The 24,452-nt window shown below is 71.0% G+C and carries 22 protein-coding genes; 13 read left to right on the top strand and 9 right to left on the bottom strand.

Annotated features, from left to right (window positions below):
* Positions 1-34 precede the first annotated feature (34 nt).
* Positions 35-1,195 (top strand): oxygenase MpaB family protein, encoded by a 1,161-nt coding sequence (locus CP982_RS41315; RefSeq protein WP_150515203.1) that lies wholly within the window; start codon positions 35-37, stop codon positions 1,193-1,195.
* A gap of 123 nt (positions 1,196-1,318) precedes the next feature.
* Here CP982_RS41315 and CP982_RS41310 read toward each other — a convergent pair whose 3' ends face one another.
* Positions 1,319-1,534: a hypothetical protein gene (locus CP982_RS41310; protein ID WP_229879107.1), complete on the bottom strand. Its 216-nt coding sequence runs from the start codon at positions 1,532-1,534 to the stop codon at positions 1,319-1,321.
* A 390-nt stretch (positions 1,535-1,924) separates the two neighbouring features.
* On the opposite strand from CP982_RS41310, the gene CP982_RS41305 reads away from it, so the two are divergent.
* Both CP982_RS41305 and CP982_RS43315 read left to right on the top strand, forming a co-directional pair.
* On the top strand, positions 1,925-2,644 hold the full coding sequence (locus tag CP982_RS41305) for an RNA polymerase sigma factor (RefSeq protein ID WP_150515201.1): 720 nt from the start codon (positions 1,925-1,927) through the stop codon (positions 2,642-2,644).
* 262 nt (positions 2,645-2,906) lie between these two features.
* Positions 2,907-3,569 (top strand): hypothetical protein, encoded by a 663-nt coding sequence (locus CP982_RS43315; protein ID WP_372503540.1) that lies wholly within the window; start codon positions 2,907-2,909, stop codon positions 3,567-3,569.
* Positions 3,570-3,623: 54 nt separating this feature from the next.
* Here CP982_RS43315 and CP982_RS41295 read toward each other — a convergent pair whose 3' ends face one another.
* Positions 3,624-7,361 (bottom strand): nSTAND1 domain-containing NTPase, encoded by a 3,738-nt coding sequence (locus CP982_RS41295; protein ID WP_150515200.1) that lies wholly within the window; start codon positions 7,359-7,361, stop codon positions 3,624-3,626.
* A 110-nt stretch (positions 7,362-7,471) separates the two neighbouring features.
* Between CP982_RS41295 and CP982_RS41290 the strand changes: the two genes are divergently transcribed.
* Both CP982_RS41290 and CP982_RS41285 read left to right on the top strand, forming a co-directional pair.
* Complete coding sequence (locus tag CP982_RS41290; RefSeq protein WP_229879108.1) at positions 7,472-9,049, top strand: glycosyltransferase family 39 protein; 1,578 nt, start codon at positions 7,472-7,474, stop codon at positions 9,047-9,049.
* Positions 9,050-9,290: 241 nt separating this feature from the next.
* Positions 9,291-10,880, top strand: coding sequence for an alpha/beta hydrolase (locus CP982_RS41285; RefSeq protein ID WP_150515199.1), 1,590 nt, complete (start codon positions 9,291-9,293; stop codon positions 10,878-10,880).
* A gap of 62 nt (positions 10,881-10,942) precedes the next feature.
* On the opposite strand, the gene CP982_RS41280 is transcribed toward CP982_RS41285, so the two are convergent.
* The 6 genes from CP982_RS41280 to CP982_RS41260 all read right to left on the bottom strand — a co-directional run bounded on the left by CP982_RS41280 (position 10,943) and on the right by CP982_RS41260 (position 16,116).
* On the bottom strand, positions 10,943-12,022 hold the full coding sequence (locus CP982_RS41280) for a beta-ketoacyl-[acyl-carrier-protein] synthase family protein (RefSeq protein ID WP_150515198.1): 1,080 nt from the start codon (positions 12,020-12,022) through the stop codon (positions 10,943-10,945).
* A gap of 264 nt (positions 12,023-12,286) precedes the next feature.
* On the bottom strand, positions 12,287-13,120 hold the full coding sequence (locus tag CP982_RS41275; RefSeq protein WP_150515197.1) for an MmyB family transcriptional regulator: 834 nt from the start codon (positions 13,118-13,120) through the stop codon (positions 12,287-12,289).
* 335 nt (positions 13,121-13,455) lie between these two features.
* On the bottom strand, positions 13,456-13,800 hold the full coding sequence (locus tag CP982_RS42860; RefSeq protein WP_229879109.1) for a hypothetical protein: 345 nt from the start codon (positions 13,798-13,800) through the stop codon (positions 13,456-13,458).
* 49 nt (positions 13,801-13,849) lie between these two features.
* On the bottom strand, positions 13,850-14,482 hold the full coding sequence (locus tag CP982_RS42855) for an NAD(P)-binding protein (RefSeq protein WP_372503539.1): 633 nt from the start codon (positions 14,480-14,482) through the stop codon (positions 13,850-13,852).
* 178 nt (positions 14,483-14,660) lie between these two features.
* Positions 14,661-15,707 (bottom strand): DUF6461 domain-containing protein, encoded by a 1,047-nt coding sequence (locus tag CP982_RS41265; RefSeq protein WP_150515196.1) that lies wholly within the window; start codon positions 15,705-15,707, stop codon positions 14,661-14,663.
* A 73-nt stretch (positions 15,708-15,780) separates the two neighbouring features.
* Positions 15,781-16,116 carry a hypothetical protein gene (locus CP982_RS41260; RefSeq protein WP_150515195.1) on the bottom strand — a complete coding sequence of 112 codons (336 nt, stop codon included), beginning with the start codon at positions 16,114-16,116 and terminating at the stop codon, positions 15,781-15,783.
* A 1,349-nt stretch (positions 16,117-17,465) separates the two neighbouring features.
* On the opposite strand from CP982_RS41260, the gene CP982_RS41255 reads away from it, so the two are divergent.
* The 5 genes from CP982_RS41255 (at position 17,466) to CP982_RS41235 (ending at position 21,860) form a co-directional block, all read left to right on the top strand.
* A complete protein-coding gene (locus CP982_RS41255; protein ID WP_229879110.1) occupies positions 17,466-18,392 on the top strand; it encodes a hypothetical protein in 927 nt (308 codons plus the stop codon).
* Between the two features lie 131 nt (positions 18,393-18,523).
* Complete coding sequence (locus tag CP982_RS41250) at positions 18,524-20,053, top strand: amino acid permease (protein ID WP_229879111.1); 1,530 nt, start codon at positions 18,524-18,526, stop codon at positions 20,051-20,053.
* 179 nt (positions 20,054-20,232) lie between these two features.
* Positions 20,233-21,135, top strand: coding sequence for a phytoene/squalene synthase family protein (locus CP982_RS41245; protein WP_150515194.1), 903 nt, complete (start codon positions 20,233-20,235; stop codon positions 21,133-21,135).
* 111 nt (positions 21,136-21,246) lie between these two features.
* Positions 21,247-21,486: a hypothetical protein gene (locus CP982_RS41240; RefSeq protein ID WP_150515193.1), complete on the top strand. Its 240-nt coding sequence runs from the start codon at positions 21,247-21,249 to the stop codon at positions 21,484-21,486.
* Positions 21,486-21,860 (top strand): toxin Doc, encoded by a 375-nt coding sequence (locus CP982_RS41235; protein WP_138957558.1) that lies wholly within the window; start codon positions 21,486-21,488, stop codon positions 21,858-21,860. The genes CP982_RS41240 and CP982_RS41235 overlap by 1 nt, the downstream gene beginning before the upstream one ends.
* A gap of 33 nt (positions 21,861-21,893) precedes the next feature.
* Here CP982_RS41235 and CP982_RS41230 read toward each other — a convergent pair whose 3' ends face one another.
* A complete protein-coding gene (locus CP982_RS41230) occupies positions 21,894-22,781 on the bottom strand; it encodes an SCO6745 family protein (protein WP_150515192.1) in 888 nt (295 codons plus the stop codon).
* 108 nt (positions 22,782-22,889) lie between these two features.
* Here CP982_RS41230 and CP982_RS41225 point away from each other — a divergent pair, with 108 nt between their 5' ends.
* The 3 genes from CP982_RS41225 (at position 22,890) to CP982_RS41215 (ending at position 24,346) form a co-directional block, all read left to right on the top strand.
* Positions 22,890-23,468 (top strand): TetR/AcrR family transcriptional regulator, encoded by a 579-nt coding sequence (locus tag CP982_RS41225; protein ID WP_150515191.1) that lies wholly within the window; start codon positions 22,890-22,892, stop codon positions 23,466-23,468.
* A gap of 226 nt (positions 23,469-23,694) precedes the next feature.
* Positions 23,695-24,060 (top strand): VOC family protein, encoded by a 366-nt coding sequence (locus tag CP982_RS41220; protein ID WP_150515190.1) that lies wholly within the window; start codon positions 23,695-23,697, stop codon positions 24,058-24,060.
* A gap of 16 nt (positions 24,061-24,076) precedes the next feature.
* Entirely contained in the window at positions 24,077-24,346 is a 270-nt protein-coding gene (locus CP982_RS41215; RefSeq protein WP_150516003.1) for a DUF1905 domain-containing protein, read from the top strand.
* Positions 24,347-24,452: the final 106 nt, after the last annotated feature.

Raw genomic sequence — 24,452 nt, 5'->3', positions numbered from 1 at the left:
GTGGACGACCCCGTCAAACACAAGGAGCCCTGCCATGACCCGCACCGAGGCATCGATGGACGCCCTGCGGCAGGCCGGTGACGAACTCGCCGACGCCACCGTCGCCACCCTCTTCGAACGCGGCCAGGTGGGCACGTTCAACACCCTGATGCGCTACGTCTCCACCGCCGGCGCCCCCCTGCCGGACGGGCTGCCCGACGTCGCACGGGAGTACCTCGAAGCCACCCGTGTCCCTCCGCCCTGGGTGGACTGGTCGGAGATGGAGAAGGCACGGCTGTTCTTCATCGACAACAACGTGCACATCTCGACCGCCCTGTCCTTCGCCTCCATGCCCGCCTGCTACGTCGTACCGCATGTGGCGAAGCTGCTGTCGGCCTCCCACGGGTTGAACTACCCCTCGAAACGGATGGCGGAGACGGGCCAGTTCACGGTCTATCTGATGCAGCCCGACGCCTTCGAAGCAGGGAGTCGTTTCATCCCTGCCGCCCAAAAGGTCCGCCTGCTGCACGCCTCCATCCGCCACCACCTCGCACGCGAGAACCAGTGGGACAGCGCGGCGCTGGGGGTGCCGATCTGTCAGGAGGACATGATCGGCGGGCAGATGTTCTTCTCACTGCTCGTCCTGGACAGCCTGCACCGCCTCGGCATCCACATGACGCAGGAGGGCGCGGAAGCCTACTACTACGCGTGGCGCGTGGTCGGCGCCATGCTCGGCGTCGACCAGGACGCCGTCCCCAAGACCCTCGACGAGGCCCGGCAGTTCCTCGACCTGTACATGGTCCGGCACATGGGCCCCTCCGAGGACGGCGCGCACCTGACCCGGCAGCTCATCGACCTCTACGAGGAAGTCGTGCCCGGCACCTTCTTCGACCCGATCGTCTCCGCCCTGATCCGCTACCTCGTCGGCGACACCTGCGCCGACTGGCTCGACGTGCCGCACACCCCGTGGGACACCGTCGTCAAGGCCGTGCCCCACCTCCTCGGCGTCCTGGAGACCCTTGAGGACCGCTCTCCCCTCGGCGCCTGGGCCCTGGACCGACTCGGTCACCTCACCACCGTCCTTGAGCTGTCCTCCCTCACCCGCGGACGCGTCATGCACTACGCCATCCCCGAACAGCTCAAGAAGGACTACGGCGTCTCCAACGCGGTCCCCCGCACGCGCCGTTGGACCCCACCGGCCGCGACGGTCTCCTGATCACCACGCGTCCGGACCTTGGCCGCCGGGCCGTGCTTCTCCGCCCGGGCGGGGGCGCCGTGCGGGCGCTGCCCCGCCGCTGCGTCAGTCGGCGCTCCCCGTTGCCTCCGCGCAAGCGGGACATCAGCCGATGAGGCCTCGGAGCACCGGAACGCCGGCGCCGCCTGCCGTGAGGCCGACCAGGGCCGCTTCGGCGGCCGTGCCGCCGCCGACGAAGACGAGCCCGCCCATGACCAGGCCGACGACGACCGCTGTCAGGAGCACGAGGGCGGTGTGCACCGTCAGGAACGGACCGCGCTCGGGCTGGTTCGGCGGCGTGGGTGCGGACGAAGAACTCACGTACGTCTCCATGGCTGGTTCGGGGTTGTGACGACGACTCCTATGTCGCAGCCGTCCGGGTACCCCACGGGCGTGTCACGGCGGACGGGCCTCCCTCGGACTGCCCCGAAGAACCTTCGGACCGCCCCAAAGAATCTTGGAAGGGCCCGTGGGGTCCTCGTCGGCGGCGGACGTACAAGGGGGCGTCCCGTGCGGGAGCCGAGGTAGCCGCCAGACCGAGCGCTTCCGGCCGGGGCGCGACGGTGACAACCAGAGGGGGAGGCGATGCGAGATGACGGCCGGCCCGGCGACGGGCAGTCCGCCGGTACGCGTGCCCGCAACCCACAACCTGCCGGTGAGCCCCGCGGGAATCAGCTCGGCGCCCCGGTCCCCGCGAGCACACTGCGTAAGGTGGACGCCCCTCACAGACGCGAGACGCGCCGGTTGCAGGAGAACATCGACCGTCGCATGGCCGACCAGCACATGGTCCTGCTGCTGGCCCGGGACGGCTTCGCAGGGCGTCGTTACGAACGGTTCGCGGAGGAACTGGCCCGGTACGGGATCTCGGTGTTCCGCGCCTGGATGCACTCCGGGTTCTTGTTCCAGCTCCTCGCCGCGCACGGCTTCGACCTCCACCCTGATGAGCACGAGATCGAAGAGCTGGCCCGGGACGGCGACGTGCGGGAGGAGTTGGCGACGATGACTGTCGCCCGCGCCCTGCCGCGGTTCCGCCAGCGGGCCCTGGTGGAGGGCGGGTGGAACCGCGACGGCGGCGCCAGCGTCGCCACGTACTTCATCGGCGCGTGCGTATACGAGTTCCCCAACGAATACCGCAGGCACCGCAGCCACCAGGAGAGGTGGCGCCGCGCCGTGCACCAGGCCGGGGCCACCGCCGAGAACCCCACGGTCAACAACGTCGCCTCCGAGGTCCTGGGCAGGCTTCGGGTCCTTGACGACCTCACCAACATCTGCGACCCGCGCATGCGGACGGCCGTCGCCCTGACGCTCGACGACTACACGCAGGAAGAGATCAAGGAGATCCTGGGCGCGTCATCGGTCCGCGCCGTCGAGGGACTGCTCTACCGGTGGAGGACCGCGGCAAGGCGGGAGGAGGGTGAGCGCCATGGGTGACCAGGACGAGCCCGTCGACGCCCGGGACGGGGCCGTCGACGCTCAAGATGAGGCCGTCGACACTGACGAAACCTTTGACGCTCTGTTGCGGCAGTCGTCCCTGGGTGCCACGGGCGCCCGGCAGCTCAGCGAGCGCACGCCGCTCTCCCTGGCCCGCGCGGTGCGCAGGATCGCGGACGACGAGGTTCCTGATGGTCTGCGCGCGTCGGCGCTGCGCGCGGTGTTGGCCACAGCGAGCGCCGAGGCCGTTGACGCGAGCCGCGTGGAGCAAGCGTCTGGGCGCCCTGGAGAGCCCTCCCGCCGTCAGTCGTCCGCAGGCCGTGCTCCGGCTGCCAGGGCACGTACGTCTGTCTCTCAAGGAACTCGCGAACGTTCCACCGACGGCCCGGGGCGTAGTGCCGTCGGCCTCCAGGAAAGCAGGAACTCCGACGTCTCCCGCACCACCGGTGACCACAGCACCGGTGACCACAGCGCCGCCGCGCACACCCGTGCCGACCACACCGAGGAAGCCGACCACACCGACGAGCAATGCGCCGAAGCCCCCCGGCTCTGGCACGTCACTCTGTCTGTCACCGGCCCGGCCAGGCCGCTGGCCGAGGTCCGCCGGGCCCTTGAGCAACTGGCCCACGAGTACCCCTTCATCCTGACCACCCGTTACGCGACCGACCACGCCGAGATCCGCTACTGGGAGGAGGCCCGCGACCTGCACGACGCGGCCGCCGTCGCACTGCGGGTGTGGGGCGAGCACCGGGGCTCCGCAGGGCTGCCGTGGGAGGTCGACGGACTGGAGGTCATCGACCGTCAGACCTACCACCAGCGCATCGCAGACGCATCGGCCGTCACCGACTCCGGCGTGGACGAGCCGCGAGGCGGACGCGGCAAGGCGGTCGCGGATCGCGGCCGCCCCTCCGGTGATTCCGCATGACTGTCTACGGAGGCACCATCCGAGCCCCCTGCTGGGATCGCAGAAGTTCGCTGCTCAACACGTATCGCGGAAGGGCAGATTCGGCAGATAGGTCTCCCACTGCGCACGCGTGAGCCCCCCGTCGGCCCGTCGGCACGCCGTGGCCGCCGCGCGCGCGGCGGCGAGCGGCACCTCCCGTACGGGGGTGCGCGGTGTCGCGACCCGCAGCGCGTCCCCGGCGAAGCCGAGCGCGAGGACGGGGCCGTCGGTGGCCGGGTACTCGGCGCCGGTGAGGCGCGGGGTGTCGGTCTCCCAGACGCGGACGCCGCCGTCCTCGCGGCCCATGGCGATCAGGCGGCCGTCCGGTGAGAAGGCGAGCGACATGGCATCGCCCGCGGCCGAGGCGTGCGACTCCGCGGTGAGCGCGCCGAGGCGGCGGGTGCCGCGTGCGTTCCACAGGGTGAGTCTGGCGTTGGCGTCGACCACGGCGAGGTAACGACCGTCCGGGCTGAAGACCGCGTACGCCAGTGCTCCTTCCCCGCGCAGGACCCTCGTCGAGCGGCCGGTCGTGACGTCGGTCAGCTTGCCGTTCGAGGCGAGGACGAGCCGTCCGTCCGGGGAGATCTCGCTCCAGAGCCCACCCGCGTGCCCGCGCAACGCGCGGGAGGGCGCCCGAGTGCCGACCTCCCAGACGTCGAATAGCCCCGCGTCGTTATCCCGGACCTCGGCAGGCGAACCGGAGGTCAGGGCGGGCACGTCGTCGCCGGGCACCGTGATGCTGTCCACCATCGACGGAACGAGCTGGTCGGCCGGCTCACGGCGTGCGCCGACGTTCCACCGGAACACCCGCGCCCCGAGGGGGTCCCCACGCCGGTCCACGACGGAAGCCGCGGACACGAGGGTGTTCCCGCTCGGGCTGAACCGCAGGAGCGGAGCGGGACAGTCCGGGCATGCCCGCCCCGGTAGTCGTGCTCGTACGCGGCCGTCGCGCGCGTCACGCAGCTCTACGTCCTGACCCGCGCGACCGCTTCCCGCGACCGCCAGGGTGCGGCCGTCCGGGCTGAACTCCGCCCGGGTGATGGGGCGGTCGGCCGAGCCCGAGCCCGCGAGCGCGTCGCGTACGTCGATGGCGCGCACCACCGCGCCGTCGGTCTGGTACCTGATCACTCCGTCCGCCCGGTCGAGGCGGGGCACTCCGTACACGGGCTCGACGAGGGCGTACCGCATCACCGGCGCGCCGGGCCTCGCCGTACGCCACAGCGCCAGTTCGCCGGGGGCGCTGGTGACGGCCAGGCTGCCGTCCTCGCTGTAGTCCACCTCGTGCTCGTCGACGTCCGGTACGTCGAGGCGCGGGCGCTCCCTCGCGGAATCCAGCTCCCGTGTCCGCACCCTGCCCCCGGCGGTGAAGGAGAGCGCACGGCTGTCCGGGGTGAAGACCCGGCTCTCCGCCGCGCAGGCCAGCCGTTGTGCGGCACGCGGCCACGGCACGTGTCGCGTCCTGCCGCCGTCGAGCGGGTGGAGGGTCAGGTTCCGGCCGTCCCGCGTGCAGGTGAGGAGGCGTCGGCCGTCGGGGCTGAGCAGCGGAGACGGGCTGTCTCTCGTGATGTCCCCGGCGACGCGCGCGAGCCGCTTGTGCCGCCGCACGTCCCACACCTGGACGACCATGCGGCCGCGTCCCCTGCCATGCAGGTCCCGGCCACGGAGTTCCCGGCCGCGGATGACGAACAGCCGTCCGCCCGCAGCGAATTCGCCTTCCACATCCGCCAGGTGGGGCGTACCGAGGGGCGGGGTGACCGTGCGCCCCACCCGTACGTCCCGGACGGAGAACCCCCGTTTCGTACGGAGAGCGAGCAAACCGCCGTCCGGGCTGAAGGCCGCGAACCGCCGGGAGACACCCGGGTACGCGTCCGTCCCGAGCCGCCGTCCGCTGCGCGCGTCCCACCACGTCACCTCGTCGCGGTCGACGACGGTCAGGACGCGGCCGTCGTCGCTCAGGAGAGAGGGGGAGTTCGGGGCGTTCCCCGCCTGGAATCCGGCGACCGTCGCGACCTCGCGCTGTGCCCCCGCGGTCCGTACCGCCTCGCGCGTCTCCGGCAGGTCGGCGATCCGCCAGGCCGCGACGCCGAGGCGGATCGCGGTGCGGGGGTCGGACACGCGCAAGGTCTGGGCGATGCTCGCGATGCGGCGGGCCTGGGCCTCGGCGGCGCGGCGGTCGCTGACGCGGTTCTGCTGCCAGGCGAGGGCGCCCGCGACCGCGGCGAGGCACACCAGGACGGCGAGCGCGGACAGGAGCGCGCGGCTGCGGCGCGCGGCGCGTGCCTTCGCGCGGACGCCGTGGTCGTGGGCGGCGAGGGACGCCGCGAGGAAATCGCCTTCGAGGGCGGTGAGTTCCGTGGTGTCGGTGAAGGCCTCACGAGCGGTGGAGAGGCGCGTTCCCCGGTACAGCGCGCCGGGGTCGCGCTCCAGGTCACGCCAGCTCAGCGCGGCCTCGGTCAGCGCGCGGTGCAGCCGCAGCCGCTCCCGGTCCGTCTCGATCCAGCGGCGCAGCCTGGGCCAGGCGCTGATCAGCGCCTCGTGGGCGAGGTCGACGCGCGTGCCGTCGACGGTCAGGAGCCGCGCGGCGACCAGGCGTTCCAGTACGGCGTCGCAGTCGGAGCCGAGTTCGGCGCGCTCGACGGTGCGCCGGGTGTCCTGCGTCCCGTCGCCGGGCGCGACCATGCGCAGCAGCAGCGCCCGCGCGCGGGCCGCCTCCGCTTCCGTGAAGTGCCCGAAGACCTCCTCCGCGGTGTGCGCGACGGCTCCCTGGACCCCGCCGATCGCCTCGTACGCCGTCAGCGTGAGCGTTTTGCCACTGCGCCGCCGCCAAACCTCGCGCAGCGCGTGGGCCATGAGCGGCAGACCGCCGGGCTCGTCACCGGTGTCGGCGACGAGCCGTGCGGTCAGTGCCCTCTCGACGACGAGCCGTTCGGCCACCGCGGGCCGCACGATCGCCTCGCGCAGCCGGTGCGGCGGCAGCGGCCCGACGAGCAGCGTCGCGTCCCGCAGGGCCTCGGCGAGCGGCCCGTGCTCGGCGAGGCGCCCGTAGAAGTCGGCGCGTACGGCGATGACGACGCGCAGGCGGCTGCCGGGGGCGCGGGCGGCGAGCACCCGCCCGATGAACCGCTCCCGCTCGGCCGTGTCGTGGCAGAGCGAGAAGACCTCCTCGAACTGGTCGACGACGAGGAAGGTGTCACCGGCCTCTCCGCTCCCCTCGCCTCTCCCTTCGCCGTCCTCGGCGCCTTCGTCGCTCGGCTCGAACCGGGCGCTGTGCGTACGAGCGGGTCGTTCACCCGGCGTGAGGACGCGGACCGCGGCGAGGCGGGGGCCGTCCGCCGGGGCGGGGCCCCCGTCCCGTAACGCCGGGATCAGGCCCGCCCGCAGCAGCGACGACTTGCCGCTGCCGGACGCGCCGACGACCGCCGTGAGACGGCGGCGCCCGGTCAGGGCCAGCAGCTCGGCGACGAGGTCGTCGCGGCCGTGGAAGCGGTCGCGGTCGTCGGGGCCGAAGCGGGCGAGTCCGGGATAGGGCGACCCGCCCCCGTCCGGAGCGGGTTCGGCGGCGAGCGCCTCGCGCCACCGCGCCTCCCACGCAGCGCGGTCGCCGCCGCACGCCTCCACGTAGGCGAGCAGCACCGGCAGGGAGGGCAACCGGTCGCCCGAGGCCGCGGCCGACAGGGTGGGCGCCGAGTACCCGGTGCGCTCGGCGAGGGCCCGGTAGGTGGGGCTGCCCGCTTCGGCGCGGAGCTTGCGGAGGTCGTACGCGAAACGCTGCACGGGCCCCGCCGTGGGCTCCAGTGGTTTCTCCCGCCGCCCCATCGCTCCCCCTCCCCCGCCCCGGCCCCCACAGACCGGCCGAAGCGACGCTAGCAATTGATAGGCGGCCCGTGACAGGGCTGCCTATCAACCGGCACGCGGCTGAACTCGGGTTTCTCCTCGCCTCCTTCGTGCTTCTGGAGCCCGCCATCGCTGCCGTCGACACCTCTTCGCACGCGTCAAGACCCGCGCGGACGACCGCTCCTCCCGTGGCCTCGCGCCGTCGGCGCGGACACGCGTGGGCCGTCGCGGCGCCCGGCGTCCTGCTGTCCCTGGTGCTCGGCCTGTGGGGCGTACGGCGTGAGGGCACGCTGTGGCGGGACGAGGCGGTCACGTACGACATGGCGCGGCGCGGCCTGCCCGACCTGTGGCACACGCTGGGGAACGCGGACGCCGTCCACGGGCTGTACTACCTCCTCATGCGGGGACTGTTCGCCCTGTGTGGGGACGTCGACCCGCTCCTGGTGCTGCGGCTGCCGTCCGTGGCGGCGACGGCCGTCGCCGCGGCCGGGGTGGCGTGCCTCGGCCGACGGCTCGCGGGGCCGCGCGCGGGGCTCCTGGCCGGGGCGGCCTTCGCGTCGCTGCCCCTGGTGCAGCGGTACGCGCAGGAAGGACGGTCGTACGCGCTGGTCCTGGCGGCGGTCGTGTGGGCGACGTACACGCTGGTATGTGCGGTGGAGACGCGCGGTCCGCGCCTGTGGGTCCTCTACGGGGTGCTGATGCTGACGGCCTGCCTCCTGCACGAGTTCGCCGTGCTCGCCCTGGCGGCGCACGCCGTGGCGCTGCCCCGCGCGGCTCGGCGCCGCTGGTCCGTGGCCGCCACGGCCGTCACCCTGGGGCTCGCCCCCTTGGCGCTCCTCAGTCACCGGCAGTCGGCACAGGTGGACTGGATCGGCGGCCCCAGCTGGTCCGCGGTGCTGTGGTCGCTCGGCCTGTGGACGCTCGGGCTGCTCGCCGCGGTGGTCGTCACGGGGCGACCGACCTCCCCGCGTGCAGCGCGCGGCACCGTCTCGCTGCCGGTCCTCGGGCTCGCGCTGCTCATCCTGCCCCCGCTCGCCCTGGGGCTCGTCTCCCTGGTCAAGCCGCTGTATGTGGACCGGTACGTGCTGTACGGGCAAGCCGGTCTCGCCCTCCTTCTCGGCGCGGCCCTGGACCGGCTCACGCGCGGAGCCCGACGACGCGCCCTCGCGGCGATCGCAATGTCGGTCACCGCCGCCGTGGCCCTGATGCCGCTCTGCCTCGACATACGGGCCCCGGAGAGCCGGGTCGACGACACCACGGCGGCCGCGCGGGCCCTGCGCGACATCGGAGCGCCTGGCGACGCCGTGCTCTACCTGCCGCTGCGCCGCCGCGTCTGGGCACTGCCGTACCCGTGGGCCGCGCGCGGCCTGCACGACATCGCCCTCGACCGGAGCCCTGCCGCCTCGCACACCCTGTACGGCACCGAGGTGGCCCCCGGCGTCCTGCGCGCCCGTCTGGTCGCCGAGAGCCGGGTCGTCGTGGTCACCGATCCCGCCGGACAGCCCGTCGACGCGGTACCGGGCGAGACGGTGAAGCGGCAGGTCCTTGCGCACCACTTCGAACCGTGCGCGACCCGCCGCGCCCACGGCGCCCGCATCGTCCTCTACGCCCGGCCGGGGCTTTGCTGATCGCTGGTGGGGCCGGATGACATGGCTGCGGACGCGAGCACCGTGTCATCTCCGACGCCATCGGCATGGCCCAACCGTCTGTCCACCCGGCAGGGGGCCGCTTTCACGCGACTGTGCATCGCGTACTCCGTAACGGAGTTGACGCTTCCATGGCAGGGGTCGCCGATCGGACATCCACCGGTCTAGTACATCCTTTGGTCGCACACCTATATCGCCTACGCCGACCGGAAGGACCGTGTCCGTGACCCACCCCTCACGACGCCGCCACCTCTCACGACGCCGCCACCTCGCACCGCTGCTCGCGCTCGGCGTGACGGCGGCGCTCGTTCCCCAGTTAGCTCTCCAGTCGGCCTCGGCCGCCGCGTCTGCCGCGGAGCCCCCCGCACACCAACTCGCCCCGTACACCGGGCAGAAGCTGACCTGGAAGCCCTGCGCGGCCGACCTGCCCGCCACACTCCAGTGCGCCACGCTCAAGGTGCCGCTCGACTACCGGAGACCCGACGGCAAGCGCATCGACATCGCGATATCCCGGGCCGAGACGAGCGTACCGGGCAAGCGGCGCGGGATCATGGCCTTCAACCCCGGAGGTCCTGGAGGACCGGGGCTCGACTTCCCCGACATGGCCGCCAAGGAACTGCCCAAGCAGGTCACCGAGCGCTACGACCTGATCGGCTTCGACCCCCGCGGGGTCGGCGAGAGCACACCCGTCACCTGCGGGCTCGGCGGCACCGACCTCAGCTTCCCGCGCCCCAACCGGAGCCGGCAGGAATTCGACGCGAACACGGCCTGGTCGAAGAAGGTGGCCCGCGCGTGCCGGGCGCGGGCGGGCGGTCTGCTGCCGCACATCACCACCCGCAACACCGCGCGGGACATGGACGTGATGCGCGCGGCCCTGGGCGAGAAGAAGCTCAGCTACTACGGACTCTCCTACGGCAGCGCTCTCGGCGCCGCCTATATGCAGCTGTTCCCCGGGCGTGCCGACCGGTTCGTCGTGGACAGTGCCATCGACTCACGTCGGATGTGGCGCGGCATGTACCGCATCTGGGCGCCGTCATCGGAGCGAGCGTTCGAGCGGTGGGCGAAGTGGACCGCCGAGCGCGCGTCTGTGTACCACCTGGGCGGGACGCCGAAGCGGGTCCGCGGCGCCTTCTGGATGCTGGTGAAGCGCGCGGAGCGGGAACCGATCGAGCTGGACGGGGTGAAGTACGACGGCGCCGGCATACGCGACCTGATGCGCGCGCAGTTCGTGAAGGTGCGCCAGAGCGCCGAGCTGGTGGTCAAGCTGAAGAAGGCCGCCTCGGGCCAGTCGGTCCCGCCCGGCCCCGCCGCGCCCCCGGCGGCACCTCCGGGTGACAACGCGGCCGTGAGCCAGTGGGCCGTGGTGTGCGCGGACGGCTCCGACTGGCCGCGCGACGTGGCGACGTACCGCCGGGACGTGGTCCGCGACTCGGCCCGCTATCCGCTGTACGGGGACTTCGTCTCCGGAACCTCTCCCTGCGCCTACTGGCCCAGGGCCGCCGAAACCGCCGGACCGGTCAGCAACCGCGTCCCCTCCCTGATCGTGCAGAACGAGTGGGACCCGCAGACTCCCTTGGCCTCGGCACGCAGCCTGCACCGCGACCTGAAGGGCTCGCGCCTGGTCACGGTCCGCGGGGGCGAGGGACACAGCGTCCGCTTCTACACCGATACGCGTAACGCCTGCGCGGATCGGCAGGTCGATGCGTATCTGATCACCGGCGAACTCCCTCGCGAGGACGTCACCTGCCAGGCCGCTCCGGACGCCCGGAAGCGGTTGGCTGCGGCACCTCCGCTATTTGGCCTCGGAGTCTGACCGACAGCGAGTCGGCGCCTGTGAAGGGCTAGTGAGGCTCGTCGAACCGAGGTGATGGGCGTCTACTCAGCGCCCTCGCGGCTGGTCGTCGGGTTGTGCCATCGGCCCTCGACCGCGGCTCCGGTGAGTCCAGGACCGATGCCCAGCAGGAGGGTACGGCTCCCGTGGAGCGGGCCACTGGCCGCGGTGCGGGCGAGAACGTCCAGGACTGCGACGCCGCCCAGATTGCCACGGGTCCGCAGGCTTTCCCACGAGTGCGTGAGGAGTTCAGGGGCACAGCCCAGGCCCTTGGCGGCGTCCTCCAGGATCCGGGGGCCGCCCGGGTGTGCGATGACGACCTCGGGCACCCAGTACGGGTCGGTCTTGCGCAGCCACTCCCACAGCGGGCCCATCAAGTGGTTGATGCCGTCAGGGGCCCACTTCTCCGAGGTGAAGTGCAGACCGGTGGGTTCGACCTCGAGCGTGTAGGAATCCACCGTGTTCGGCACGACCTGCTGCCAACTGCCACCGACTTCCAGGCAGGCGTTGCGGGGGTCGCTGGAGACGACGCAGGCGCCTGCCCCGTCGCCGAACAACATCCGGTAGAGGATGCCCGCCGGGTCGTTCTTCTCACGCCGGTACACGGTGCTCAGCGCCTCGCCGATCACGACCAGGATGCGCAGCCCTGGCATGGCGTCGGCGAGCCGTGCGGCCCAGGCCAGGGCATGGGCGCCGCCGACGCAGCCCAGCTGGGTGGCGGGCATGCGCATGACGTCCGGCCGCAGACCGAGCTCGTTGACGAGGTGGACGTCCAGTCCGGGGGTCGCGGGCGTGGTGCTGTGACTGGTGACGACGCAGTCGACGTCGGTGCGGTCCAGGCCGACGGCGTTGAGGGCGTCGCGGGCCGCTGTCGTCGCCAGGCGGTACATGGCCGGGCGAGCGCGGTTGTTGCGTTCGGTCACCGTGCCGATCCGGGAGACGACCTCCAGCGGCGCGACGAACCGCCGCGTTTCAACCTTGAGGTTCCCGGCCCAGCGATTGATGACGGCGGGAGAGGGCACCTGAGGGTCCGGGGGCAGGGCCTCGACGATGTCGCGGACGATGGCCGACGTGGGTATCTCATGCTCTGGGAGGACGATCGAGGGCCGGGTGACGTAGGCCACGAGGGCGCTCCGTTCTGCACACGCGAGGGATGTGGTCTGTAGCCGCCCCCTCAGTGCACAGGCCTGTTCTGTTCCTGCTGCTCGGTCAGTGTCCCAGCCGTGAAGGGAGCCCGCGGGAGCGGACTGGTCGACGGTCGCGGTCGGGAGGTCGCTCTGACGGGTGAGGCTCTCGCAGATTACATGGGGAGGATCAGTGCACACTCCGGCTAAACCTCGCGAACCACATCAAAATCAAAGCGAAGTCGAGAAGCGGCAGGTTCCCCGTCAGGCGACCGGCGTCCATTTCATGAAGATGACCCGCCCGTGGTCGACACCCACGGGGGTGCCGGCGGCCGCGTCCAGCACGCCGATCTCCCGGCGGGTGCCGTGGACCATGAGGCGGCGCGAGCCGTCCGGATGGATGCAGGAGTCCAGGACGCTCTCGTACATCTCCTTCAGGTCAGGGTGCTGAAGCACCTCGCGTTCGATCTGCCGCAGTTCCTCGTGTGCCTTTCTCCGTTCGTGGAGCGCGCTGGCCAGCTGGCTGAGCGCCACCGGCCCCCAGCCCTCCGCCCAGCCGGGCATGGCGGCGCGGCTGTCCTCCTGCGGGGGCAGCGACAGCATCCACCGCATGACGTTCTGCGGCATGGGATTGAACAGGGCGTTCGCGGCCTCGTTGTACGTCAGGACGTTCCAGGCCCCATCGCTGATGTACGCCGGGTGCTCCTGCCCCTGGATCGCCCAGTTCCAACTGTCGTGGAGGGCGAGCATGCTGGCCGGGCGCAGCGGGCTGGGGGCCCGGTGGCCGAAGGCGGCGATGTAGAGGTCGTGCCACTGGTGCTCCTGCAGGTTCAGGATCGTGGCGATGCGGCGCAGCAGTTCGTCGGAAGGGTTGGCGATCAGGCCGCGTTCGAGACGCGCGTAGATCCCGCGGCTGGCGTCGTAGCCGAGGAGCAGAGAGATTTCGACCTGGGAGAGGTAGGACAGGCGGCGCCCACCCGGGCCCCGTGCGGCGGTCAGTCCCGCCTTGTGTCTCAGTTCGGGCAGTTCCGGGTAATCGGCAGCATCGGTGCGCCGACGCGCGCGAGTCAATATCAGACCGAATCGTTCGCTGTCCATGAATCCTCCCCAGGGCCCGCCCGCGACCAGCGCCGGCCCGGGCCTCTCTTCAACGTTCAGTCATCCGAGATCGTTCGCACTGTGCACCGGCCCGTCCTTCCATCAGAATCGACCGGCTGTGCGGTAGCGATCTTCGCGTATGCGGACGACGGTCCGCTAGGAGGGGGGTCCGTGATGTGCAAGAAGGCCCGTGGCGGGTCAGTCGGTCGTGCTTTGCGTACGCGCGCGGTGCCGAGTCCCGCGCGCCGACGTGCCTCATCCACGTAGGGACTTTCCGCAGGGGCTGGGCCCAGGAACAAGAACCCGATCAGCTGTGGCTCTGCCGACACACCCGGTCAGCGATGCGCGGCCGCAGGGAGCAGTGCGCGGCCGACGCCGGCCAGGAAGCGGGGTGAGCGCAGGACGGAGGGATGTGTCTTCATGTTCACCACGTCGAGGAGTACCTCGTTGACCCGGCGGTCGGCCGCGGAGGCTCTGTTGATCCGCTCGAAGAGCTTCTTGGAGATCGGGTAGCCGGGCGGGTAGGGCCCGTTCACGTGTGGCAGGGCGAGGTCCGAGAGCGTCGACAGGTCCCAGGCCGCGTCCACGCAGACCGCGAGGTGCTCGAAGTACGCCCACGCGGGGCTCCGCAGGTCGTGAGGCCGCCGTAAATAGGCCGCCAGGCACGAGGCGTGCAGCACGGCTGACGTTATTCCCTGTGCGTAGACGGGATTGTACGAAGCCACCGCGTCACCGACGGCGAACAGTCCACCGGGCAGCGCTTTCAGCTTCCCGAATTGACGCCGTTGGGAGTGCGCCAAGTGGTAGGGCTCGACGTCGGTGAGCATGTCGCACCGTTCCGCGATCACGCGGAACGGGTGAGGACCGATGCGCCGCATGCGCTCGGCTGGAGCGGCCCATCGCGTCGACGACGGCGTCGGCCTGAAGCTCTCGGACAACACCGCTGTGCGGTTCCCGGTAAAGGATTCCGGAGATCCGGGGACCGGTGAACTCCAGCCCGCAGGCCTTGCTCCGCACCGTGGTCACGTGCTTCTCGGCGGATACGCGCCGACGTACGTGGCCCTCGAGCAGTTCCCGTGTCACGCCGACCAGTTCATTGCCCGGCACCCCGAACTTGCGCGCCCCCGCCGTGTACATTTCGATCTCTTCACCCGCTGCCAGTGAGGCTCCGTCAGCCACCAGGTCTCGGGTGAGATGGGGAAACATACGGTCCAGCTGTGTGCGCCCCATATCCAGCAGCGCATGGAGTTGCTGGCGCTGCGGAACGCCATTGCGTAAGCCGCCGGAATGGCCGTCCGGCTCCACGATCGTCACGTGGACGCCCGCTTGACTCAAAACGCGTGCCGCCGTGAGTCCGGCGATGCCCCCTCTGCAGTCGCCGGTTCACCCCGGAGTCCGCAGGTGAAACAGCACTCCGGCACACTCTGAAACTCACGGCCGGGCCCTGCCCGCTGTCGGCCACCGCTGTCTCCCCGCCTTCAGCGGGCCGACGCGGCGGACCGCGGCCTCGTGACCGGGATCGGGATCGGCCCCGGCGAGTTCATCGAAGACCGCGCCGGGCCGCCGTGTGCAAGTGCTCGACCATCCGGAACTCCTGAACTCGTTCATCGCCACCGACCACCACCGTGGCCAGATCGCTGACGATGTCCGGCAGGCGGCCCACAGGCAGGTCGGCGGCCACGCAGTCGGCCAGGACGCCGAACACGGCGGCCCGTCGGAAGGAGAGCTGGGAGGGGCTCTCCCACGCGGGTACGAAGGCGTCGTCTTCCTCGGCCCGTGTATGGGCGTGGGACAGGTACGTATGGTGTGTGGCGGCGAGTTCGTCGCGCAGCCGGGCCCTCGCCGCGGCATCGAGTCCGTCTGCCGCGAGGGCTGCCAGGGCCAGCGGGTGTTCACTCAGATCGAGGTGCGCCAGGGCCAGATCCAGCGCGTGGCGGCCCATGCGCCCCAGCGCCGGGGCCAGGTCCGCCAGATAGCCCACGAAAGGCTCCCGCTTGAGCAGCGGCGAGTCGGCAAGGCCCTGCGGCAGCAGGTGGTCCGGGACGGGCTCGATCTTCACCGCGCGGTGCGGGCCCTGTACCCACGGGGTGTCGAAGCGCGCACCCGTCGCGCGCTCGACCGCCGCTAAGCCCGAGCCCCAGTCGGGGAACCCCAAGGTCAGCCCCATCAGCAGGGGCTGCCAGGCATCGGGGTGCGCTCCGTACACCTCCTCAGGCGCGTTCATGTCGAGGGCTGACGAAACCAGTCCGTCCTCGGCCAGGCTCAACCGGGAGACCAGGTTGATGTTCCAGAAGGCGCTGGCGGTGCGGCCCATGCCAGACAGGGGGCGCAGCACTTCCTCACGCGATCCCTCATAGCCGTTGCTCTCCACGACGACGACCGCCGGGCCCGACCGGGAAACCAGGATGAGGTCCCCGTCGTAGTGCTCGCGCAGTTCCTCCAACTCCGTGGGTCGGGCCTGCTCGGGATCGCCACCGAAGAGCCGGATCACGGCATCCTTGTCCCCGCCGTGTACGGCCGTGAACGTGGCCGCCTCCTCAAGCCCCAACTCGGTGAGGAGGCCATCCAGGTGCTCGGGTGAAGTCATGCCCGCATTGTGGCCACCACTGACATCGGGCACTCGTCCGGGTGGGTGCGACACCGTCCGACCGCAGTGCAGGTCAAACCACGCTGTCGCTATCGCTACTGAGAGTCCGCCTCGCTTCGTCCCAGAGCCGCTCGAATTCGGCTGCGGAGATCTCGGTCGCCCGGGGCTGCTCCTGCCAGCCGTCCACGGGGCCTTCGGCGAGAACGCCGTACCGCTCTTCATAGCGCGCCATCGCTGCGAGATCGGCATGGCCACGCAAGTGCAGCACCTCTGCCAGGGAAGCAGCCGTCACCGGCCGCGAGTCCTGCGCCCTGACCTCCACCTGACGCACCGCACAGACTTCGTCATCGGCCTCGAAACACAGCCACAGGTCTTCGTCTTCGTAGTAGGTGCGGAACCACGTTGTCATGTCGCTATCCTGACCCACCGCCGTGACCAAACGCGCCAGCGCCTTCCGGCCTCTGCTGCCGCCACGCTCCACCGCGGGGGTCCCCAGCCTTCCCTAACCCTGACGAGCCGTGTAGGAGCTGCGTCTGTACGCCCGTACGGAGGGCCGCGAGCAGCAGGCGCACCGAAGTGAGCCGGTCCCGTGCGGCGTGCGAAGCGGGCACGGGGCCGACCCGGTGCCGCCTCCTGTCACAGCGGCACCCCAACGCTACGACCAGTGTCTCTGTCCGGCACGCGGCGCTCTGCCAGGCAGGTGGCGCGACCTCTCGGCCCATGCGCCTCCGCCCTCCAGGCCCGGGCCTGGCAGGCAGACGTGAAGGTCCTTGGCAACACCGCGAACCAGGTGATGCGCCGCGCGCCATTGAAGATGGACATCCTGGCTATGTCCAAAGGCAAGGTGCGAGGGCCGCTCGGCCCTCGGCGCGGATGGTCCTTCGACGGCTCCGCGGAGATGCAGTTCCGGCACTCGATGAATCTCGGCCAGGAGGACCTCGTCGCCGCTCGGCAACCTGACCGGCCCGCGCGGGCACTCCCTGCGCTGTTGCGCGTACCTTCCGGCGGACCACCGTACTCACGCGGGGGGGGAGAGAACGGGAACGACGCCGTGTCACCGGTGGATCCCATACCCTTTGGCGCACGCCAACTCCCCACCAGACCAGTCGTGTTCGCCAGGTCACACACGCTACCTGATCATCCGTCAGCAGACGGTGTGTCAGGGCGCACCTCGGCTCGCCGTACCTGCCGAGGATGGCCGAAGCTCGCTTCCCCACTTTGAGTTGGTACGCACGCGCATCTTGCGGCCAGAGGGATTAGGGGGGAGTAATGATGGGTGCACCGGCGCCCCCGCGCGCACCGGGCGGGGTTCACCACCCTCCTCGGACTCGATGACGGCTGCGCACACGCGATCGCCACCGCCGCGAAACGGGACCTGCATGTGCCGGTGAGGGCAGCACGGCACCGCGGCGCCACGAGGCGTCGGCACCACGGCACCACGGGGCGTCCGCACCACGGGACCACGACCACCCGCACGCACCGCCCTGGCCGGCAAGAGCCACCGCACCCAGGCCTCTTCGGACGGCGGCACGCACAGCAACGTCACTCGTAACGGGCCACGTGAACCGGCGGCACAGACCATGAGGGGGACGACGCACATGGCACCAGGACAATCTCCGCCCCACGGCGCCCGGCGGAGGGGACACACCACCCGAAGCCCCCTGCTCCGGGGCCCCGGCCGAAGTCGTATCCATCTCCCCCGCGACGAGGCCGAGCGCCCTGGAGCAGGGCTTCCGACCGCCCACAGGAAGCCGAGCCGTGTCCACCAAGCTTGACTCACACCCGGCGAGGGACGACGAGGCGCTGCGGCACGTGCTCGAGGACGCCTCGATGGGCCGGTGGGAAGGTCCACGGGACGTGCTCACCGCCACCGGCTCTGACTGGGACCGCAGGATCTTCCGCCTTCAGGTCCTCGCCGAGGCCGGGGCCCGCCTCAGGTTCGCCGACACCTGGGCCGAGGCCGAGCCGCACTCCCCGCACGCCCTCGCCCTGCTGGCGAACGTACAGGCGCTGCGCGCGATGATCGCGGGACACGACAAGGGCCGGACCCAGATGGAAGAGGCGTGGGCCACCTGCCGAGCCGCGCTCGACGTGTGGCCGCAGGACGTGGCGCCCCTGGTCGTCATGCTCGCGCTGCTGCGCACCCACGCCCCCGACCGCGACACGCTCGACCACGTGTGGTCGGAGATCAAGCAACGCGATCCGTGGAACCGCGAGGCGCACCACGAGATCGTCACCTACCTCTTCCCCCGCCATCACGGCGCCCAGGGCGAGGCGATGTGGTGGGCCGAGGAGCAGGTCGCCCTCGCTCCCCCGGGTCTGCCCCTCGCGGTCCTGCCGCTCGTGGTGCTGGCCGAGGCGCACCGCTGTCGGCAGGAGCAGAACCAGGGCGCGTACGGGCTCGTGATCCACCCCTGGGCCGACTGCCCCCAGGTCGAGCACGCCCTGGAGCGCTGGTGGCGCTACCGGACACCGCAGCCGCACGCCTGTTTCGCCGATGACGCCAACTACCTGGCGCACGCCCTGTCGTTCGCGAACCGCCACGGCGAGGCCCGTGAGGTCTTCGACGCGATCGGCCCGTACGCCACGCACGTCCCCTGGTCCTACTGCGGCCGCGCCCGCGAACTGTTCCTGCGCCACCGCACCTGGGCCTACAGCCCGCCCCGGCGGCGAAAGCGCCCCTGAGAGCGGAGCGGCCCCGCACGTCACCACCATCAAGCAGAAGTCGCACGGAAGTCGCAGAAACGTCGCACGGAAGTCCCACCAGAGCCCCACCAGAGTCCGGCAAGAGTCTCGCAGGAAGGGAAGGGCACCCGGTGCCTCTCGATGTATCCCGCGTCTCCGACGAGGAGCGCCTCAAGCAGCTCGGCTACCGGCAGACGCTGTCGCGCTCCATGTCCGGCCGCGCCAACTTCGGCGTCAGCTTCACCATCATCTCGATCCTGTCCGGCTGCATGACGCTGTACGGCTACGGCATGAACACCGGCGGCCCCGCCGTCATCATGTGGGGCTGGCTGTTCGTCGGCCTCATGACGCTGTTCGTCGGCCTGTCCATGGCCGAGGTCTGCTCCTCGTACCCGACGAGCGCGGGCCTGTACTTCTGGGCCCACCGCATGGGCCCGCCCCGCACCGCCGCGGCGTGGGCGTGGTTCACCGGCTGGTTCAACACGCTCGGCCAGATCGCGGTCACCGCGGGCATCGACTTCGGTGCCGCCACCTTCCTCAACGCCCTGCTGGATCTGCAGTTCGGCTACGCCGCCACCCCGGAACACACCATCGTCCTGTTCGGCGCCATCCTGGTCCTGCACGGCGTCCTGAACACCTTCGGCGTGCGCATCGTCGCCTTCCTCAACGAGCTCTCCATCTGGTGGCACATCGGCGGCGTCCTGGTCATCTGCGGCGCCCTGGTCCTCATCCCCGACCACCACCAGTCGACCCGCTTCGTCTTCGGCGAGTTCGTCAACAACACCGGCTTCACCTCCAGCCTCTACGTGGTGGCCATCGGGCTGCTGATGGCCCAGTACACCTTCACCGGCTACGACGCCTCCGCCCACATGACCGAGGAGACCATCGACGCGGCCACCGCGGGCCCCAAGGGCATCGTCCGCTCGATCCTCGTCTCCCTCGCGGCCGGATTCGTCCTGCTCTTCGGCTTCACCTACGCCATCCAGTCGTACTCCGGCGCCCTCGACTCGGACACGGGCGTGCCCCCGGCACAGATCCTCATGGACGCCCTCGGCGCGGCGACCGGCAAGTGGCTCCTCGTCGTGATCATCGTCGCGCAGCTGTTCTGCGGCATGGCCTCGGTGACCGCCAACTCCCGCATGATCTACGCGTTCTCCCGCGACGGCGCCCTGCCCTTCTCCCGGGTGTGGCACAAGCTCCATCCAGGCACCCGCACCCCCACCAACGCCGTCTGGCTCGCCACCGGCGGCGCCTTCTGCCTGGGCCTGCCCTACTTGTGGAACAGCACCGCGTACGCGGCCGTCACCTCCATCGCCACCATCGGCCTGTACATCGCCTACGTCATCCCCACGTTCCTGCGACTGCGGCAAGGCGACCGCTTCGAACGCGGCCCCTGGCACCTCGGCTCCTGGTCCACCATCGTCGGCACCATCGCCGTCGCCTGGGTCGTGGTGATCACCGTGCTCTTCATGCTCCCCCAGGCCTCCCCGGTCACCGCCAAGACCTTCAACTACGCCCCCATCGCCGTCGGCGTCGTCATCGCCTTCTGCACCACGTGGTGGCTGGCCTCGGCCCGGAAGTGGTTCCTCAACCCCCACCACCCACGCAACCGGGCCCCGCACCAGGTACAGGTCGTCGAGCAGGAGGCGAGTCGCCCTTAGCGTCCACGTTCGCGTCGTCCGGGGCGGCGCACGCGCGGCCCGCCCTCGTCCGGCTGCCGGGCGGTGCGTAGCTTTGCGGGTGGTGGGCCGTCGCCATTCCGTGGGGACCGCGTACGGTCACCTCGGAGTACACGTCGTGTGCGGGTCGGCGGTCACCGGCCGGGGAGCTGAGGAGTGCGATGAATTCCTGGAAGGCCATGCTGGACGCGGCGGGCATCGACGGTCCCGAGCCGCGCGCGGACTTCACGCGCCTGCGCCACGTGGTCTCGCGCTACCGACGCCACCAGTACCTGGCCGTCCGCCTGCTGCTGCCCGGGGCCGTCGTGCCGCACGTGATCGCCGCTACGGTCTTCATGCACTACACCGACACCCTCCTCGACCGGGAAGGGCCGGTGGAGCAGCGCGCCGCCGACTACGACCGGTGGGAGAAGCTGGTGCACGAAGCGCTCGCCACCAAGCAGAGCGACCACCCCGTGCTGCGTCCTCTTCTGCACACGTACGGGACGTACCCCCAGCTCGAACACCACATCAAGGAGTTCCTCGGCGCCGGGCACGTGGACCTGGAGTTCTCCGGGTTCGCCGGGGAAGAGGACTACCAGCACTACGTCGACGGCTACTCCCTCCCCGCGTTCATGCTCGTGGCCCATCTGCTGGCGCCCGACGCGGACGAGGCCGGCTACCGCGGCGCCTGCCGTCAGTTCATCGACGGCAGCCAGCGGCTCGACTTCGCCACCGACCTGGCCGAGGACCTGCGCGCGGGACGGCTGAACATCCCCGCGCAGACGCTGGAGCGGCACGGGGTGACCCGTGCCGACCTCGCATCGCGCACGGACTCCCCCGAGGTCCGCGCCCTCCTGGCCGAGTTGATCCGACAGGCGGAGGCCAGTCTCGTCGAGAGCTACGCGCTGGTGACGCATCTGCCCGAGGCCCATCGCCCGATGGGCCGGGCGCTCATCGGCATGGAAGAACTGACGGCCGACGCCGCCAGGCGCAAGGGAGCGCAGCTGCTGAGCTCCTCGGCGCGCGCCTCCGTCCCGGCGGCACTGCGCCTGCTGGCCCGCGAGTACCGGCGCCGGAGCTGACCACAGCCGTGGGGAGCGGCGGACGGGAGCCGACGGACGGGAGCGGCGGACGGCGAGCTGCCGCAGACGGAAGGATTCCGATCAAGGTACCTAGTAGGTACCATCGGAGTCATGCCGTCTTTGAACATCAGCTACAGCGACGAGGAGATGGAGGAACTGCGGGCCGCCGCGGCCGCCGCAGGCGTCTCCCTCAAGCAGTACGTCCACGACCTGTCGCTGCGCGAGAAGCAGCGGCTGCAGTTCGTGCGGTACGCCGTGTCCTGGGGCGAGCGGCACCGCGGCGAGTTCGACGAGGCCTTCCCCGACGAGGTGCCCCCGTCGCCCCGCGCCCAGGGCACCGAAGCCGCCTGATGGTCCTCCACATCGACATCGCCTGGCTGCTCGACGTCCAGGAGCAGTCCGTGCCCGAGGACGTCACCGTCGCGGACTACTCCGCCCTGGTCGCCGCGGTGGCCCGCCACAAGACCCGTATCCCCCGCCCCGGCATCACGCCGCCCGACGCGGCCTGGCGCGCCGCCGCCCTGCTGCACACCCTGGTCCGACTCGAACCGCTGCCCCACCGCAACTCCCTGTACGCCTGCCAGGTCGCCGTCTCCTACATGCACGCCTGCGGCGAAGGCATCGACCCGCCCTACGGCGCGCTCGTCGAACTGGTCCGTGACATCCAGGGCCGCAAGACCACCGTGTACCAGGCGGCCGACCGCATCCGCGGCTGGCGGCTCTGACGTCGCTCCGCCGCGGTGGGGGCGCCCGACGGCTCACACCGTGCCGATCCCCAGCGTGTTCGTCCCCGGCAGCATCCCCGAACCGATGACCGCCACCCAGTAGTCCCCCAGCAGCTCGCTGAGCCGGTCCGCGCCGGCCGCGCCCAGCGCCTGCCAGGGTGCCGCCGCCAGCTCGTCCGTGTGACGCTCGACCTGGGCGCGCAGCGCGCGCCCCGCTTCGGTCGCCGTGCCGTCCGCCTCCACCAGGCCGCGGCCGACCAGGCGCTCGCGCCCCGCGGCCCACTCCTTCTCGCTCCAGCCCCGGCTCCTGAAGGTCTCCTCGGGCGCCGCCCCGATGGCCGCGAACGACACCAGTGACTCCACCGGGTCGAGCCCGGCGATCAACAGCGCCGCGAGATGGCCGTCCCCACGGTGTTCGCGCAGGATCGTCGCGGCCTGCCAGAGCACCAGGTGAGGGGCCTCGGGCCAGGGCTGCGCCGCGTTGGCGGCGGCCAGGGGCCGGCCCGCGTGCTCCGCGGCCTCGGCGACGCGGCGCGCCAGGGCGGCGGCCTCGGCCAGCTCGCGGTCGTCGAGGCGGCCGCCGAGGAGCGCGCGGTACGTACGATCGACGGCGCGACGGCGAGCGTCCAGGACGGTCGCGGGGTCCGCGGCGCCCCAGACGGAAGGGATGTGCTCCCTGACCATCCCGGGGCTGAAGCTGTAGAACGCCGACGTCACCTGCTCGTGGCCGACCGCTCCGAGCGGCGCGGCCCGCCAAGCGAAGTACCGCGGCCAGCGGCCGGACTCGATGCCGAGCCCGTCCGCCTCCGCGGCGGCTTCCGGAGCGAAGTACACCACCGCGTGCAGCGGCTCCAGCAGATGCCACAGCTGACGCACGCGGCCGAGCTCGATCTGCCCCGCCTGATCCTTCTGGTCCGCCATGGCGCTCTCCCCGTCACAGGTCATCCATCCGTCCGAACTTGACAGTGACAAGATTGCTCGCGCCCCTCGAACTTGTCAACGCCTAGATGTGGCGCGACCATGGGGGACATGGCCACCACCAACAGCGGCTCGTACCATCACGGCGATCTGTACCGCGCCGTCCTGACCGCTGCCCTCGACGTCATCGCCACCGACGGGCCCGGCGCCCTGAGCCTGCGTGATCTCGCCCGTCGCGCGGGCGTCTCGCACGCTGCCCCCGCCCACCACTTCAAGGACCGCACGGGCCTGCTCACCGCGATCGCCGCGGAAGGGTACGAGCTGCTGGCGGACGCCCTGGCCGAGGGTGCCGACCTGCGCGAACGCGGGGTGTGCTACGTCCGGTTCGGGATCGAGCACCCCGCGCACTTCCAGGTCATGTTCCGCCCGGACCTGCTGCGCGGCGACGACGCCGCCCTGCTCGCCGCCCGCACCCGCGCCGGAGCCGAACTGCGGGCCGGGATCGCCGAGGTCCCGGCGAGCGGGCGCGGCGAGGACGCACGACTCGCGGGCATCGCCGCATGGTCGCTCGCCCACGGATTCACCACGCTCCTGCTGAGCGAGAACCTGCGGGACCCGGTGGGAGAACGCGATCCGGAGGACGTGTTCCGGACCTTGGCCGAGCTACTGTTCTCCGGCGGCCGGGGTTAGGCGGTCACGTGGGTTCGACGCAGCGGTCGGCAGGTCGATGCCCTGGGGGCGAGAGGCCGTTCAGCCGACGCAATGGCTGCTCAGGCATCGAGGGCGCTGCCCAGTGCCGCATCAGGCAGCGTTCGCCCTGTTGAGGGCCCTGTCCGGTCGATCGTCGTGGCCAGCGATGAGTTTTCCCGTTGGCCTCCGTCCTACCTGGTGAACGCCAAGGACGTGGAGGCAGGCAATGAGCAGGACCACTCACATCACGCAGGTCGCCACGGTCGGGATTCGCGTCACCGACCAGCAGAAGGCGACCGAGTTCTACGTCGGTGAGCTCGGCTTCGAAGTACGACGCGACGTGCCCTTCGGCGAAGGACGCTGGATCGAGGTGGCACCGCCTGGAGCGACCACGACTGTCGCGCTCGTTCCCGAAGGAGTCACGACCGGTATCCGTCTTACGACCCAGGACGCCGACGCCGACCACGTGCACCTGCGCGCACGCGGCGTCGACGCCGATGCAGAGGTCGTGCGGATGGGGCCCGCAGTACCACCGATGTTCGCTGTGCGTGACCCGGATGGCAACAACCTCATTCTCGTCGAAAGCTCCTGAACAGGCGGTATCCATGATGGACAAGCAATTCACCGCGACCCTGCAGAAGAGCCCGAAGAACGGCGGCTGGACTTACGTCGTGTGGCCTGAGTCGGCCGAGTTCTTCGGCACCCGCGGCCTGGTGAAGGTCCGGGGCACTATCGATGGTCATCCCTTCCAGAGTTCCTTCATGGCCCTGGGGGACGGCAGGCACAAGCTGCCTGTGAAGGCGGAGGTGCGCAAGGCGATCGGCAAGGAGGAAGGGGACACCGTGACCGTCCATCTGAAGGAGCGGGTAGACGACTAGCATCCGGAACGATTGCCCTGGCGTGATGTGGCGCGGCGCGCCGTCTGGCTTGATCCCCCAGCCGGTGCGCCCCGCGAGGTGATCCCCCGCATGCCGTCAGCGAACG

Origin of the sequence: Streptomyces spectabilis, assembly GCF_008704795.1 — a bacterium.
In the GTDB taxonomy this organism is placed as follows: Bacteria; Actinomycetota; Actinomycetes; order Streptomycetales; family Streptomycetaceae; genus Streptomyces; species Streptomyces spectabilis.
Note: the sequence above shows the minus strand (reverse complement) of the source record. Positions and strands in the feature narration are given on the sequence as shown.

What these genes read in the sequence shown, in the direction of transcription:
- CP982_RS41315 (WP_150515203.1), top strand. Translation starts at nt 35, where the DNA reads ATGACCCGCACCGAGGCATCGATGGACGCCCTGCGGCAGGCCGGTGAC.
- CP982_RS41275 (WP_150515197.1), bottom strand. Translation starts at nt 13,120, where the DNA reads ATGGACAGCGAACGATTCGGTCTGATATTGACTCGCGCGCGTCGGCGC.
- CP982_RS41265 (WP_150515196.1), bottom strand. Translation starts at nt 15,707, where the DNA reads ATGACTTCACCCGAGCACCTGGATGGCCTCCTCACCGAGTTGGGGCTT.
- CP982_RS41260 (WP_150515195.1), bottom strand. Translation starts at nt 16,116, where the DNA reads ATGACAACGTGGTTCCGCACCTACTACGAAGACGAAGACCTGTGGCTG.
- CP982_RS41245 (WP_150515194.1), top strand. Translation starts at nt 20,233, where the DNA reads ATGAATTCCTGGAAGGCCATGCTGGACGCGGCGGGCATCGACGGTCCC.
- CP982_RS41240 (WP_150515193.1), top strand. Translation starts at nt 21,247, where the DNA reads ATGCCGTCTTTGAACATCAGCTACAGCGACGAGGAGATGGAGGAACTG.
- CP982_RS41235 (WP_138957558.1), top strand. Translation starts at nt 21,486, where the DNA reads ATGGTCCTCCACATCGACATCGCCTGGCTGCTCGACGTCCAGGAGCAG.
- CP982_RS41230 (WP_150515192.1), bottom strand. Translation starts at nt 22,781, where the DNA reads ATGGCGGACCAGAAGGATCAGGCGGGGCAGATCGAGCTCGGCCGCGTG.
- CP982_RS41225 (WP_150515191.1), top strand. Translation starts at nt 22,890, where the DNA reads ATGGCCACCACCAACAGCGGCTCGTACCATCACGGCGATCTGTACCGC.
- CP982_RS41220 (WP_150515190.1), top strand. Translation starts at nt 23,695, where the DNA reads ATGAGCAGGACCACTCACATCACGCAGGTCGCCACGGTCGGGATTCGC.
- CP982_RS41215 (WP_150516003.1), top strand. Translation starts at nt 24,077, where the DNA reads ATGGACAAGCAATTCACCGCGACCCTGCAGAAGAGCCCGAAGAACGGC.